This is a genomic window from Veillonella dispar (assembly GCF_937975875.1).
GTDB lineage: Bacteria > Bacillota > Negativicutes > Veillonellales > Veillonellaceae > Veillonella > Veillonella dispar_B.
Genome location: NZ_CALJSP010000189.1, coordinates 1 through 15,621 on the forward strand (window position 1 = coordinate 1; position 15,621 = coordinate 15,621).

General features: G+C 40.2%; 12 protein-coding genes, 3 tRNA genes and 1 riboswitch. Of the genes, 3 read left to right on the forward strand and 12 right to left on the reverse strand.

Features of this window, described 5'->3' with window-relative positions; translation table 11 throughout:
• From Q7P05_RS09385 to Q7P05_RS09400, 4 genes are all read right to left on the reverse strand, one after another.
• On the reverse strand, positions 1–941 hold a 941-nt coding region (locus tag Q7P05_RS09385; protein ID WP_303931825.1), incomplete at its 3' end, for an inorganic phosphate transporter.
• A complete protein-coding gene (locus Q7P05_RS09390) occupies positions 934–1,563 on the reverse strand; it encodes a DUF47 domain-containing protein (RefSeq protein WP_105089528.1) in 630 nt (209 codons plus the stop codon). The genes Q7P05_RS09385 and Q7P05_RS09390, both read right to left, overlap by 8 nt.
• Before the next feature lie 341 nt (positions 1,564–1,904).
• Complete coding sequence (locus Q7P05_RS09395; protein ID WP_303931828.1) at positions 1,905–3,374, reverse strand: [FeFe] hydrogenase, group A; 1,470 nt, start codon at positions 3,372–3,374, stop codon at positions 1,905–1,907.
• A 132-nt stretch (positions 3,375–3,506) separates the two neighbouring features.
• Entirely contained in the window at positions 3,507–5,513 is a 2,007-nt protein-coding gene (locus Q7P05_RS09400; RefSeq protein ID WP_303931830.1) for an ABC-F family ATP-binding cassette domain-containing protein, read from the reverse strand.
• 112 nt (positions 5,514–5,625) lie between these two features.
• Between Q7P05_RS09400 and Q7P05_RS09405 the strand changes: the two genes are divergently transcribed.
• Positions 5,626–5,946 carry a hypothetical protein gene (locus tag Q7P05_RS09405; RefSeq protein ID WP_295204268.1) on the forward strand — a complete coding sequence of 107 codons (321 nt, stop codon included), beginning with the start codon at positions 5,626–5,628 and terminating at the stop codon, positions 5,944–5,946.
• 53 nt (positions 5,947–5,999) lie between these two features.
• Here the strand turns inward: Q7P05_RS09405 and Q7P05_RS09410 are convergent, their stop codons facing one another.
• The 6 genes from Q7P05_RS09410 to Q7P05_RS09435 form a co-directional block, all read right to left on the reverse strand.
• Positions 6,000–7,154 carry a glycosyltransferase gene (locus Q7P05_RS09410; protein ID WP_303931833.1) on the reverse strand — a complete coding sequence of 385 codons (1,155 nt, stop codon included), beginning with the start codon at positions 7,152–7,154 and terminating at the stop codon, positions 6,000–6,002.
• An 82-nt stretch (positions 7,155–7,236) separates the two neighbouring features.
• Positions 7,237–7,536 (reverse strand): HU family DNA-binding protein, encoded by a 300-nt coding sequence (locus tag Q7P05_RS09415; protein ID WP_005385694.1) that lies wholly within the window; start codon positions 7,534–7,536, stop codon positions 7,237–7,239.
• 51 nt (positions 7,537–7,587) lie between these two features.
• Positions 7,588–8,370: a nucleoside triphosphate pyrophosphohydrolase gene (gene mazG, locus Q7P05_RS09420; RefSeq protein WP_303931835.1), complete on the reverse strand. Its 783-nt coding sequence runs from the start codon at positions 8,368–8,370 to the stop codon at positions 7,588–7,590.
• On the reverse strand, positions 8,354–9,961 hold the full coding sequence (locus Q7P05_RS09425) for a polysaccharide biosynthesis protein (protein ID WP_303931837.1): 1,608 nt from the start codon (positions 9,959–9,961) through the stop codon (positions 8,354–8,356). Before Q7P05_RS09425 ends, mazG begins: the two co-directional genes overlap by 17 nt.
• Complete coding sequence (gene mfd, locus Q7P05_RS09430) at positions 9,958–13,254, reverse strand: transcription-repair coupling factor (RefSeq protein ID WP_303931839.1); 3,297 nt, start codon at positions 13,252–13,254, stop codon at positions 9,958–9,960. The genes Q7P05_RS09425 and mfd overlap by 4 nt, the downstream gene beginning before the upstream one ends.
• 106 nt (positions 13,255–13,360) lie before the next feature.
• Positions 13,361–13,445 (reverse strand) — tRNA-Leu (locus Q7P05_RS09435).
• 487 nt (positions 13,446–13,932) lie between these two features.
• Positions 13,933–14,105: riboswitch (cobalamin riboswitch) on the reverse strand.
• A gap of 141 nt (positions 14,106–14,246) precedes the next feature.
• Between Q7P05_RS09435 and Q7P05_RS09440 the strand changes: the two genes are divergently transcribed.
• Both Q7P05_RS09440 and Q7P05_RS09445 read left to right on the forward strand, forming a co-directional pair.
• Positions 14,247–14,522: an XRE family transcriptional regulator gene (locus tag Q7P05_RS09440; protein WP_303931841.1), complete on the forward strand. Its 276-nt coding sequence runs from the start codon at positions 14,247–14,249 to the stop codon at positions 14,520–14,522.
• A 12-nt stretch (positions 14,523–14,534) separates the two neighbouring features.
• Positions 14,535–14,978 carry a hypothetical protein gene (locus tag Q7P05_RS09445; RefSeq protein ID WP_303931842.1) on the forward strand — a complete coding sequence of 148 codons (444 nt, stop codon included), beginning with the start codon at positions 14,535–14,537 and terminating at the stop codon, positions 14,976–14,978.
• Between the two features lie 219 nt (positions 14,979–15,197).
• Here Q7P05_RS09445 and Q7P05_RS09450 read toward each other — a convergent pair.
• Positions 15,198–15,274 (reverse strand) — tRNA-Arg (locus tag Q7P05_RS09450).
• Positions 15,275–15,387: 113 nt separating this feature from the next.
• Positions 15,388–15,463 (reverse strand) — tRNA-Trp (locus Q7P05_RS09455).
• Positions 15,464–15,621: the final 158 nt, after the last annotated feature.

Consider the following 15,621-nt stretch of genomic DNA (forward strand, 5'->3'; position numbering starts at 1 on the left):
GCCGCCCCTGCGGTGGTTGTTGTTATCGCTGCGCGCACTTCGGGACTGCCGCTTCCTTTAAGACGTTTAGAGGAACCTACGCCAAGCAAGGAACCACTTACAACGTGTGTCGTACTTACAGGTAAATGTAAGAATGTAGCTGTAAAAATAGTGATAGCAGAGTTTAAGTCAGCAGCAAAACCATTAATTGTTTCTAGTTTGAAAATCTTAGTCCCCATGGTGGAGATGATTTTCCAACCACCCACTGCTGTACCCATAGCCATAGCCGTAGCACAACAAAGTTTAACCCATAATGGTACATCCAATGTATCAATGAAGCCACCACTAAGCAAAGTTAACGTAATAATCCCCATCGCCTTTTGCGCATCATTAGAGCCATGTGAGAAGGCCATCATGATGGCAGATACAACTTGCATAGATCTAAATCTATCATTCAACGTAATTGGAGAGAATCTACCAAAGATAAGCAACAATACTTTCATCACAATATAGCCACCAATCATGGCTACAACTGGAGATAAAATAAGGGATAAGAAAATCTTTAAGATCCCTGCTTCATTTAAGGCATCAAAGCCTACGGACCAGCCTACAGCACCGATGATACCACCGATAAGCGCATGAGATGAGGAGCTCGGAATCCCCCAATACCATGTAAGCAAGTTCCATGTAATGGCACCGATGAGAGCAGCCGAAATGATTCCACTATTGATAAGAGATGCAGACATTACGATATCGCCACCGATTGTCTTTGCAACCCCTGTACTAACCATGGCTCCCAAGAAATTGAGTACTGCCGTCATCATAATAGCCTTTTTAGGCTCAATAGCACGGGTCGAAACAGATGTAGCAATGGCGTTCGCCGTATCGTGGAAGCCATTGATATAGTCGAAGGCTAATGCTAAAAATACTACTAGCCATACTAAATAATGAGACTCAAGCATATTTCAATACTACCCGGCGGAATGTACCAACCAAATCTTCGCATCCATCGATTACATCCTCCATGGCGCTAAGGATTTCCTTCCATTTGATAATTTCAATAGGATCTGTACACTCAGTGAAGAGCTTAGCCATTTCTTCGTGGTAAATATTATCCGCTTCAGACTCAAGTTTCAATACTTGGTGTACACGGCCTTCTACCTTTACATGGTCCTTTTTAAGGCTTCCCATATAACCAATAGATTTGTTAATATGTTTAACGCATTTTACAACGATTTCACTCATACGGATAGCACCATCACTTGGATTACCAACGTGGTACATAACCATTTTATCCATGATTTCTTTAATATTATCCAATGTAGTATCCAATTGGTCGATTAGAAGCTGAATATCTTCGCGATCCATTGGGGTAATGAATGTTTTACGCAAACGTTCTACAGTTTCGGTTACTAATTCATCGGCAGCTTTTTCCTTTGTATCAATTTCAAGAAAAGCTTCTTCTTTAGAGATTTCGCCTTTAAACACACGCTCCATCATCTCTGCACTTTCATATGTAAGAGCAGCATGATTTTCTAAAATACTGAAAAATTTTTCTTCTTTTCCTTTTAATTTAAAAGCCATGAAGATCCTCCTGAAACAGTATTGATTGCTTCTATAAATATAATTTAATTATAGCACACTAACCATAATTCCTAAACAATTTACCAATCTCTATATTCCAACCCCTATGCGTATATGGCATATATACTATTCATCACCATGAAAGTCTCAACAATATTTAGATATCATACAGATGGTCGCCTAAATATTTTAAACAAAAAAGCAGATAGCTGATTGAAATATCAACTATCTGCCTTTTATCTTAAGCCATATATATGCTTTTATAGTATGTACCAACTAACTATAGTTAACTGTTACTATTACGGTTACGGTTAATTCTTACTATTAACTATTTTTTACTATTAGTTATTAGCTTCCGCTGCTGCTTTAGCTGCTTCTGCGGCCTTTTTCAAGTTAGGCACAGATGTTGGGCATGTAGCTGGTGTGCAAGCACCATTAGGGCCCAAATCTTCAGAGCGGTTCACAAATGTTGTATGTAACATATGATGTGCTTTATGGCTCATAGGTTTGCCATCGAAGAACTCAGCATATAATTTTTGGATATCTGGATTATCACAAGAAGCTTTTACTGTTACTTCTGCATCACGAGTATACAAGGAAGCAATACGAGCTTCACGAGCTTTGTCAGCCATCGGTAATTTAACGCGTGGTTGACCACCGCCACCGATACAGCCACCACGGCAAGCCATTACTTCGATGAAGTCATAATGGATGTTTTCTGCACGCATGCGTTCGATGAATTTACGCAAGTTGCCTGTACCATGAACAGCCGCCACATGTAATGTTTTATCGCCAATGACTACGTCTGCTTCACGAGCACCGTCCATACCACGAATTGCTTCGAATGGGATCAATGTTTGAGGTGCATCTTCACCAGTTGCTAATTTGTAAGCCGCACGCATAGCCGCTTCCATAACGCCACCAGTGTTACCGAAGATGATACCACCACCAGATGCTTCACCCATCAATGGATCAAATGCAGAATCTTCTAATTCATCAAAGTTGATTTCTTCTGCACGTAACCATTTTGCAAGTTCACGTGTAGTAATACAGTAGTCTGTATCGCGCATTTCTGGTACATCCCAATATTCAGCAGAGGAGTTCATTTCATCGCGACGAATTTCGAATTTCTTAGCTGTACAAGGTGTTACTGCAACAGCAACGATTTGTTTTGCATCAAGGCCCATTTTTTCAGCAAAATATGTTTTTTGTGTAGGCGCTTGCATAGCGATTGGACTCTTAGCAGTAGACAAGTTTGGCAAGAATTCTGGATAGAATGTTTCAGCAAACTTTACCCAAGCAGGGCAACAAGATGTGAATTGAGGCAATACGGAATCACTATTGATAACGCGTTCCAACAACTCAGATGCTTCCTCCATGATAGTCATGTCCGCACCAAAGTTTGTATCAAGAATATAGTCACCACCCAATTTACGAAGGGCTGCAACCATTTTACCTTCTACAAATGTACCCGCATCAAGACCAAATTCTTCACCTAAGCCAACACGTACAGCAGGTGCAGTTTGGAATACAACGATTTTATTAGGGTCAGCAATAGCCGCTTTTACTTCATCAATTTCAGAGCGTTCATTGATGGAATCGAATGGACAAATAGATGCACATTGACCGCAATGAATACAAATTGGATGGTCCCCATTTGTTGTTAAATCATAATAATCAAATACGCCCATGTCTACAGCACAAGCTTTACGACATAAGGAGCAGTTTTTACATTTAGATAAATCTTGTACTAATGCAATGTTACCGTCTTCAATCGGTACACGACGGTCTAAAAATTGGTACTTACTCATGAGTTCCTCCTACTTAGGTAACGTTGTTATCGTTAATCGATGAAATTATACTATAATTTGTGACTTTTATCAATAAATTTACATGTAATTCCTTTGCATAACAGATATTAAAAAATCGCATGCTATAAGGAATTATAGGCGTTCTTCCAATTCCATCCACCGTTCTGTGAGCGCATCTATTTGGGATTGAGTCTCTTCTCGCTCAGCCATCAAGGATTGCATCTTCTCATAATCAGTAGCAACTTGACTAATCATGACATCGAGGCCCTTTACTAAATGCTCTAATTTAGGTAATTCCTCCATGATGTTAGCATACTCCGCTTCTTCCGCTTTATTTAGCCCCTTCTTTGGTACTTCTTTGAAAGTATCTCCTTCAGAAGTTGTGAGGCTACTATCATTCCCATCTGCTGAGTTTCCTAACGATGAAGTATCACTGCTAGTACTAGTTGCAGCCCCTTCCAATTTTTCATCTTTAGAAGTAACAGATGTACCTGTATTAGCCATATAAAATGGGCGCTTTCCACCGCTACTTTCATCTAAAGAATCCTTGTAGTCAGAATAGGAGCCATGAACAATCTCAATATGGCCATCACCACTGAACACAAAGAGTTTGTCCACAACGCGGTCTAGGAAATAACGATCGTGGCATACGGTGATAATGACACCACTAAAGGAGTCAAGGAAGTCCTCTAGTACCTCTAATGTAGGAATATCAAGATCATTGGTCGGTTCGTCTAGCAACAAAACATTAGGAGCGCTCATAAGCAATTTTAGTAGATACAACCGACGTCGTTCGCCACCTGAAAGTTTACGGATTGGCACACCATGTAGCTCAGGTGTAAATAGGAATCGTTCAAGAATCTGACCAGCACTCAATGTAGAGCCATCGCCCAACACCATATACGAATGGTCTTCCCGAATATAATCGAGAACACGCATATCTTCATCAAACTCTGGCAGTTCTTGTTTGAAGTGTGCAATGCGAACTGTCTCGCCTTTACCAATCGTACCGCTTGTAGGTTCATAGGTTCCATCAAGAATATTCATAAAGGTGGACTTGCCAACCCCATTAGGACCAACGATACCGATACGATCATGACGCACTACATGATAGGTAAAATCCTTAATCATAGGGCGCTCACCAAAGTAGAATGCCAAATGTTCAATATCAAAGATGGTTTTCCCTAAACGCGTTTTTAAAGCAATAGGATCCATTTGATCCGGGCGTCGGGTCTTCTCCATATTCTTAAGTTTTTCATAGCGGTCTAAACGAGCCTTTTGTTTTGTCGTTCTCGCCAACGCACCACGGCGTACCCATTCGATTTCTCGTTTTAAGAACTGACGACGCTTCTCTTCTGTAGCCGCCTCACGAGCCTCTCGATCAGCCTTTAAGGCAATAAACTCTTCGTAGTTGCCATCGTATTGGTACATACGTCGATTCGATAATTCTAAAATCCCATTACATACGGAATCGAGGAAATATCTATCATGGGTACTAATTAATAGTCCTCCTTGGCGAGCACTTAAATAAGACTCTAGCCAATCGATACTATCTTCATCTAAATGGTTTGTCGGTTCGTCTAGCAATAATAGATCACAAGGATATAATAATGCCTGCCCTAATGCAAGGCGACGCTTTTGACCACCAGATAACATAGCCACCTTTTGATCCACATCAGGAAAACCTAATTTAGATAAAATAATACGAGCCTCTTGCTCCACTTGCCAACCATCTTGTTGGTCCATCTGCTCCAAGGAATTCATATAGTTCCGTGATACTTTAGCATCCTCGCCACCAGCCTCTTGCATTTCGCGATATTCACGACTAATGCGCTCAAAGGATTGTACCATTCGTAAACGAGGATGATCACCATCAAGAACAGCTTCTAGTAATGTTGAATCCGGATCAAACTCAGGTGTTTGTGCTAGATAATGTATACTAGCCTTACCATTTCGCTCAATGGTCCCCTTATCTGGCTCCATTTGTCCTGCCAAAATTTTTAAGAAGGTAGACTTACCTGTCCCATTAATGCCCACAAGACCTAGCCGTTTTTCGGTGGTAAAAGTAATATTTACCTCCTTAAACAGCAGTCGTGTGCCATATGATTTTTCTATGTTTTGTAAACTAATAACGTTCATCGTATGCTCCTATTGTGTCATTCTGATATTTATTATACTACACATTACCATTGACAGTAACAGGCCCCCTCAGTAGAATAAACGTAACATATATATTCATGAGGAGGTCCACATGGCAGCAGATATCGTTTTAGACTTTTATGAAACTATCAATTTTGAACTTATCGATATCGATGGGTATGATACATTATTTACAGAGCTCTTGGAAGATGGCACCTATGCAACTGTGTCCGATGATGACGGTCATTTGCCAGAGGATTTAGAAACGCCAATCGTATTCAATGTATACGACGACAATGACTCCTTCCAATGGAGTGTGACCCTCGATGACTCTTACCAACTAAAAGACTTGTTAGATAGTGCTGAAAGCACAGATGCATTCTTGGAAACACTTCAAAAAATTCGACAAGAACATATTGAACAATACCAATAAAACAAAAGCGATGACCTTAGACAGGTCATCGCTTTTATAATTTTATAAAACTATTAACTAATAGATTGCTCTGCTTTCACTAATTCTACCGGCGTCTCAGCATCTAATATGGCTATAAGACTATTTACGATATTAGCCGCACCATCCACATGCCATTCACGAGCGCGCTCAGACATTTGTTGAAGTCTTGGAGAGTTAATAAGAAGCGCGGTCACAACGTCTTCCAAGTTATGAATATCACGAGCCCAACGAGCACAACCTCGTTGTTCTAACAGCTCTGCATTGGCCTCTTCTTGCCCTGGGATAGCGTTAAAGAATACCATAGGCAAACCAATAGTAACCGCTTCCATACATGTTAACGCACCAGGCTTTGTTACCAGCAAAGAAGACGACTTCATAAGTTCCGAAATATTCGTAGTATATCCGTATACAATGGTCTTAGTTCGCATAGATTCACTAAGGGTAACTAAGGATTCATAAAGAGATGTATTTTGACCGGCTACGACAGTAATTTCATCAATACCGTTTACTTCATCTAAATGTTTTAATGCCGTTTCTAGAGAACCTAACCCTAGGCCCCCACCCATAACGAGCACTTTTACCGGTTTCTCTAAGCTATATTCTTCAATAGCATCACGGAAGAAGGAGCGACGCACAGGAATACCGGATACATGGATACGTGATTCATCGATACCAGCCGCTACCATTTCATCTACCATCGATTCAGTAGCTACATAGTATGTATCAATTTGTGGGTATAGCCAAAATTGATGACTACTAAAGTCCGTCATAATAGCTACTAATGGTACATCGATATGTCCTTGGCGTTTTAAGATAGACGCTGCACCACATGGAAATGGATGGGTAAAGACCATCACATCTGGCTCTTCTTGTTGTACCAATTTGAGCATGCGGCTTTTCAATAGGTATGATAATGCAGTTTGCATAATCGTACCTCGTTTTTCCCCTTTTGATACGCGGTAAATCATATCATATAGCATCGGAAATACGTCAATCATCTTGATATACGTACCCTTGATCAAATGCTCTACAGACATGGTTTCTGTATCAAGAAAGTCCACATGAGTTATCGATGCTTGTGGTTCTTTCTCTTTCCAATATTCTTCTATGGCTCTGGCGGCCTGCATATGTCCTGTCCCAATAGAAGCGGACACGATGAGAACCTTCCGTGATCTTTCGTTATTCATAGTACACCCTTTCTCTGTGCATTATACCATAAATAGACGAAAAAAAGAGACCTCGAAAGGTCTCTTTCCAATCCATTAGGGATTATTTTTTGCGTTTTTTAGCTTTTGCAGCGTTAACTTGTTCTTTCAAACCTTTACCAGCTTTGAATGCAGGGGATTTGGAAGCTGCGATAGTGATAGTTTTACCGTTTTGTGGGTTACGGCCTTCACGAGCTGCGCGTTCACGAACTTCGAATGTACCGAAGCCGATAACTTGTACTTTACCGCCAGCAGCTAATTCTTCAGCAACTGTGTCAAATACAGCTTTTACCGCTTTTTCAGCGTCTTTTTTAGTTAATTCAGTTTTTTGTGCAACACTTGCGATTAATTCTGTTTTGTTCATGACAGAACCTCCTTAAAAATACTATACCTAAGAAGCATGCAAACCTCTAGGCTACTTTTCCTGCACTTTAGCCTCCTCCCAAAAAGCATCCAGCTCAGCTAATGAAAAGTCTTCCCATGAGCGATCGCTTTGGTTAACACAAGCTTCTACATGTAAAAAACGCTGTCGGAACTTTGTGTTTGTGCGATTTAGTGCATTTTCACCGCTTATTTTATACCATCTTAATAGATTAATCAAGGAAAAAAGCACATCTCCCGCTTCTTTTTCCATATTTTCTCTATCTTCTTGGGCAATAGCTTCCTTAAATTCACCCATTTCTTCGGAAACTTTCGCCCAAACTGGATCGAGCTCATCCCAGTCAAAACCTAGCTTTGCAGCCTTTTCTTGTAGTTTGTAAGCCGCTACTAATGCAGGTAAACCTTTGGATACACCATCCAATACAGATTTTTGTATATTTTTCTTTTCTTGCGCCTTTAATTCATCCCAACTGTATGATTTTTCATTATTTTCAGGGTCAAAAACATGGGGATGACGACAAATCATCTTTTCTGTCACATCGTGAATTACATCTTCTAATGTAAATTGACCTGCTTCCTCAGCTAATTGACTGTGAAAGACAACTTGTAATAATACATCACCAAGTTCTTCACGAAGATTTGGCATATCTTTATTATCGATAGCATCTACTACTTCATAGGTTTCTTCGATGAAATATCGACGCAACGACTCATGAGTTTGCTTTTGATCCCAAGGGCAACCATTCGGAGCACGCAAAGCTTTTACCACATCTACTAATGGTTGTACCGATACTGGCTTATCAGTATTGTTCTTCATATAGCTTAGCCTCCTCCTTATCTCGGCGAGCTTGTAAGCGCTTACCTATAACAGGGAAATGATACATATCAGCTTTCACAACGGCCTTTGTTAACCATAGGGATAAACCATACACAAATACAGCCACAATAATAGCCGCTGCTACGGCACCACCGTTACCGAACAGTTCTACGGTCGTCACATATACCACCTGTGTGGCACCGCCCATAGCCATGGCAGATACCACAATTTTTAATAGTTCTAATTTATTCAGTACGGAGCCTACATATTTTTTAACAAATATATAGTTTATAAGTGCAGCAATGGCAAAGTTTAAATTCGTTGCCCATGCAGCACCATTAATGCCAAGTTCAATAGTACCTGTCAATTGATAGTCCAAGAATGTCTTAGCCAACAGACCAATAAAAATGGCTACCATTGGAATAACCGTTCTACCTAAGCCCTGCAAAATACCTGCTGTAATCTGTTGCCACCCTAAGAATATAATACTCAAGCTAATAACAGCAATAACAGGGCCAGCATGAGGCGTTGCATATATCAATTTAGATATAGGTGTCGCTAATACGCAGAGCCCAATGCAAGCTGGTATGGTAAACATATTGGCAATTTTAATGGCTGTACCGGCGCGCTGTACAATCCGGTGCACATCGCCTTGAGCATGGGCCTCAGATACGGCTGGTACAAGGCTAGCAGCCAAGGATGTAGTCAAAATGATAGGTAACCCAATTAACGATGTAGCCATCCCTGTGAGATAGCCAAATTGTGTTGTCGCTTCATTGAGGTAATACCCGATATCCATCAATCTCTTTGGGACGATAAATGTATCGATAAGAGATACCATAGGCAACATAATATTGGCCATTGATACTGGTATAGCCAAGCTAAATAGTCGTTTGACTACAGAGCTATTGCTTTCACCGATAGCATTTGGATTCTGCTGCGCCAACATTTGCGCCCGTACACGACGCTGACGATAGTAAAAGTAAATCAATACGAGCAATCCAGCTAATACACCGGGGAATGTAGCAAACGTTGCACCACCTGCCGCCAAGTGTAGCCCTCTATCAATGAAATAATAAGCTAAGCCCACCATAGAGGATACGCGGAAGATTTGTTCAAAGACTTGGCTAGTTCCCGTAGGCACCATGTATTGGAAGCCTTGGAAGTAACCTCTAAAACAGCTCAAAATTGTAACGATGAAGATAGCTGGCGACAATAGCTGAATCGCTAAGAGTGCACGAGGATCTGTAATAATATGGGTATCTATGAGCCACTGTGCACTGCCGTATAAAGCTACACTAAATACAAGGCCTAATAGTGTTAACACCTTTAACGATACGGAAAATACCTGTTGTACGCCCCGCATATCATCATTAGCTAGCTTTTCCGCAATCATAATAGATATAGCAACAGGAATGCCTGCAGCGGAAATACTAACGATAATTTGATAAATCGGATAGGCCATCATATATAGGCCAATCCCTTCACCACCGAGAACGCGTGCAATAAGGACTTTACTGAAAGCACCGATAACCTTAACGATAATCCCAGCTAAGGTTAAAATCATAGCCCCCTTTAAAAATCGATTCATAGGCCCTCCTTAGACGATGATTTTTGGCTCAAAGCCTTCATCACCGCTTCCGTAATGGTCAAAATAGAACCTTTCATACCATTAAGGCTCACATATAATGTGGCTGGCTTGGTGTCTGTAAATTTCATCTTCTTCCAGAGATCTTCTCGTACAGCCCCCATATCCCAGTCGGCCATCTTAGAATCATCATGCCAATGGATAGTAAGCTGTTGATCTCTACGAACGATACTTTTAATGCCAAGTAAACGTGCTTGCTCTTTAATTTGGGCAATGCGCAATAGTCGGTCCACAGGATCTGTTGGCGTACCGAATCGGTCGATGAGTTCGTCTGTCATATCATCAAGCTGTTCTTTTGATTTAATATGTAATAATCGTTGATATACAGAAATCTTGCGAGCGCTATCCTTGATATATACATCGTCGATAAAAGCATCTACTTCTAAGTCGATTGCTGGGTCAATGGATACTTCCCGTTCCACCTCTTTATTTTGAGCCTTCGCAATAGCCTCTTCTAACATACTTACGTACATACCAAAACCGACGGATGCGATATTGCCATGTTGCTGTGAACCTAAGAGGTTACCAGCACCGCGAATTTCTAAATCGCGCATAGCCAATTTAAACCCAGCACCGAGCTCTGTGAATTCTTCAATAGCTTTTAAGCGCTTTTCTGCAGCCTCTGAAAGCATTTTATCAGGTCGATACATAAAGTATGCATAGGCACGTCTACGAGAACGCCCTACACGGCCACGCATTTGATATAGCTGAGATAAGCCTAAGCGATCCGCATCATAAATGATGATGGTATTCGCATTTGGTATATCTAGACCAGTTTCGATGATACTAGTAGACAATAATACATCATAATGGCCTTCATAGAAATCAGTCATGATTTCCTCAATTTGACGGCCTGTCATTTGACCATGAGCAATAGCGTATCGTAAACCAGGCAAGGCCTCTTCTAATAACTCACCCATATGATTAATGGATGCTACGCGGTTATATACAAAGTAAACCTGACCACCACGCGCCAATTCGCGCTTGATCGCATCGGCCACGAGGTTCATATCATATTCCACTACATAGGTTTGAACAGGCAACCGTTCTTCTGGTGGCGTATTGATAACGGACATTTCACGAACACCAACGAGAGACATGTGTAATGTTCGAGGAATTGGGGTCGCACTTAAAGTGAGTACATCAATATTATTGGCCCACTCTTTCCATTTTTCCTTTTGAGCTACCCCGAAACGTTGCTCCTCGTCTACAACGAGCATACCTAAATCTTTAAAGACAACCTTTTTATTGAGCAAGGAATGTGTACCGATAAGAACATCAATGGAGCCATCCTCAACGCCTTTTAGAACTTGTTTTTTCTCTGCTGTACTGCGGAAACGATTGAGTACATCTACCTTGACACCAAATGGAGCAAAACGGTTCAAGAAGGTTTGGAAATGTTGCTGTGCCAAAACAGTAGTTGGAACAAGTACCGCTACTTGTTTGCCACTCATAACAGCCTTAAAGATGGCACGCATGGCCACCTCTGTTTTACCAAAGCCTACGTCACCTGCTAGCAAACGGTCCATAGGAACTGGTTTTTCCATGGACTCCTTAATTTCTGCTGTAGCTTGTAATTGGTCTTCCGTTTCTTCATAAGGGAATGCATCTTCAAATTCCTGCTGCCATGGTTGGTCAGGCAAGAATGCAAAGCCTTGCGTTATTTCACGCTGTGCATAGAGGTCAACTAACTTATCTGCTAAATCATCAATAGATTTCTTTGCCTTTGTAACAACCTTAGCCCAGTCACGGCCACCCATTTTATTGATGCGTGGCACATCACCTTCATTACCAATATACTTTTGTAATTGATCTAAGTTGTTGGCAGGTAAGAATAATTTATCTGATCCCGCATAGTCAATTTCAATATAATCCCGATGAATACCTTCTGTTTCTATCGTTTTAAGGCCAATATATTTACCAATACCGTGCATACTATGTACAACATAGTCACCAGGCGTTAAATCGGTGAAATAATTAATTTCTTGACCCTTTTTAGGCTTGTTCCGAAGTTTGCGTTTTTGTTGTCCGTAAATATTACCTTCTACGACAACTACTAAATGGCTATTTGGTAATTCAAAGCCATCGGTCAATAAACCTTGTAAGATAACTACCGTATTAGGCTTTGCAATCCATTCCGCACTATGAACAAAATCAATGTTTTCCCCTTCAAGGGCACGTTCAATCCCTTCTCTTCGTTGTTGATTATTTAATACCAATACAACTTGATGATTTAAGCGATGCCATTGCTTAATCTCATCGGTTAATAAAGGAATTTGACGCTCAAAGCTCGTCATCGTCTTGCCTTGAATACCAATTGGGGTAAATCCAGCTAAGCCAATAGAACGTTGTTGCATAAATGTGAAAGCTACTTGATTCGTCGCTTCTACAGTACGTTGCAATTCACTCCAGTCACAATGATTTTTACGATGTGTTGGATCTTCCTTAAGGAATTTCTTTAATGCTTCCTGAATACGACCAGGCTCATCGTAAATAAGAGTGCCTTCGTTCACATAGGACAATAAGGTGCAATCTGCATCACTTTTACCAAGAAAGAAAGGTGTCACTGTATAAGAATTAATTTGTTCAATGGAACGTTGGTTCTCCACAGAGAAGAACCGCAACGTATCAATTTCATCGCCAAAGAACTCAATCCGTATGGGATGTTCACTATTAACAGGATATATGTCTAAAATATCCCCGCGCACGGCAAAATGACCACGTTGTTCCACCTGGTCTACACGTTCATATCCAATTGTAACGAGCTGTTCAAGAGCTGTATCGCGTTCAATCGTATCATTCAAAGAGAAATGTAACGACTGTCCTTTTAAATATTGTGGAGATACCACATACTGTGTAACCTCTTCAGCATTCGCTATGACTACGGCCGGTTCCTGCCATGCAAGCAATGCTAAGGCACGCATTTGAGCCCCTTGGTCCTCAAGGCTACGAGCAATCGTTGTAAAGTCCACATGATCTGTTATAGGAAATGATAGGACTGGGATATTAGGCCAGAAAAAGGCTAAATCTCGTTCCCACATCTCTTTATGGTCCTTATCATGGACTACGATAACTACGGGCTTTGTAAGGCCCGTAGAAAAAGCTTGGTTTAAGAGGAAACTCTTTTGAGATCCACTAAGACCATATATGACTGACTTTCCTTTCCGCTGAAATGCGTTTAGCCCATCCACAAAGGATGGGTTCTGTGAAAGCAGCTGTGTTAATGTATTATCCATACTGCACCATATAGTATTACTATGATTACTTAAATTAATAGTTCTAACCCATTTATTATAACATTTTTGGGCAAAAAAAATAGCACCTCAAAAGGTGCAATAAAGTTGGTGCGGGAGAAGGGACTTGAACCCCCACGCCGTAAGGCGCCAGATCCTAAGTCTGGTGCGTCTGCCAATTCCGCCACTCCCGCGTCTCAACTGAAATAATAATATCATGTATATAATTCATCGTCAATCATTTTTTTAGATTTAACTAAAATTTCATGTTGCCTCTAAAATATCTACTATATAACTAATTAAATATCTACTATATAACTAATTCTATTTTTTCTATTTTTCTTATTTTAACCTTACATATTGGTTATTATATAAATTGTAAAATGAAAAAGAGACTGACCCAGAATCCGAACTACTAGAATCCTGGGTCAGCCTCTTTTTTAGGATGATGATGAATAAATGCATGCCCTACATTTACCATAAAATATATTAACAGTCATAACACATGTCATGCTGGTAATACCAAGAAGGTATTATTCACCATAACCATGCCATCGACATTTAGGGCTTTCGAATACAATCTAACTCATAAATAATGAAGATTATATAGAACTAAAAAATCCTTTTTACGGGTACGTAAAAAGGAGCTACTAACTTCTCCTCCCTATCTCTCGTAGGTCAAATGGTGAATGTTGAATAGGCAGTTCTCCTGACTCGGCGTCATCGCTCATCTAGCCTTCCCAGTTTCCCAGTGACTTAATTTAGACTCGCTCGACCATACAGTGGCGGGACCGTGCTGGCATTTAACCAGCTTCTCTATTATGCTTTTCAGCACCTATTCCCAAATATAATGTTTTCTATGAGTTAATATTAACACCACTATCGTATTAAGTCAATTTATTTTTGTAATTTAATTTATTCATCTTTTATTCATCTATTGCCATATATGATATTTTTAATTACAATATAAAGGTATCTAAAAATAGGAGGAATCTATGTATATCGGAGATTTCATTAAAGAATATCGCGAAGCAAATAGTGTATCTATCGAAGACTTCGCGAACAAAGCAAGCTTAACAGTTGCTGAGATTGAAGCATTAGAAAAAAACGTACAAGAAGATGGTACTGTAGTGCCTGTTGCAATGCGCCAGATTAAAGGTATTGCAGCAGCTATGAATGAGCCAATGCCTGTAGTTATGGCTCAGATTCCTTCCGATCAAGAATTAGTTGTCCATGTAGTAGCTGAGTCTGATCAGCCCCATGCAAAGTAATAAGGAGAATAAATGAAGCGTAGTTTATTAATTGCAGCAGCTTTCACAATCTTAGGCATCCTACCCTCTCAAGCAGTCAATATTGCTGACTTAGAGAATGCAAGAGGTTATGCCTACTTATATCGTATGAATGGTCAAAACTATTACGCAGAACAACGCGTTAAAGTTATCGCCGGTGAAGGTCATAAATTTGAAATTATCGGTCGCACCTATAGCCATCAAGGAGCTCAATATTATATGACAGAGTACATAAACCATTATTACTTTGATCAAGATGCCGATACAATTCAATGGGTCCAAGAACAACGTAATATTATCGATGCCCGTACAGGTAGAGTATTACGTGAGGAAAAACGACCTAAAGCTAAATTGATTACTTTAAAACCAGATACTTATGGTTATATGCAAGCCATCTATTGGCGTGACCTTGCTGTTGCCGCTGGTCAACTTAAATAAGCCAACGATAGACGAATTTCTAGTTTATAATAGTTTCTGTATAAAAATCTACATACAACAAAGGACTCTACTCATAAGAATGTAGAGTCCTTTTTATTATGCAGTTAATATGAAGGTTACAGAACAAAACGGCGTTATATGACAAAGCGTGTTAGTACTACAATCCCAAACATGAATTAATAAAATAAAAAAGCACCACATTACTGTGATGCTTTAATTTGGTGACCCAGAAGGGATTCGAACCCCTGGCCTTTTGATTCGTAGTCAAACGCTCTATCCAGCTGAGCTACTGAGTCATGTACTTGGTACTCACTTATATTAACACAACGCTTAAATCTATGCAAGCATTTTTTTAATATTTTTTGAGTAATTTTATGGACATGCGGTCCGAAGACCGCAATCCAAATTTTGGCAGGGGCAGTAGGACTTGAACCCACAACCAACGGTTTTGGAGACCGCTACTCTACCAATTGAGCTATACCCCTATGTTCATCAAGCCGTGCTTGATACTTGATTAGTTTAACAAAAAATAGACTCTATGTCAAGAAACAAAGCGATTTAAAATAATGAAATAATCTAGAGTAATCACGTAAAATTATCTTCGAGGCTATCGTGAAATACCGCAAGATGAAAAACCAGGGAG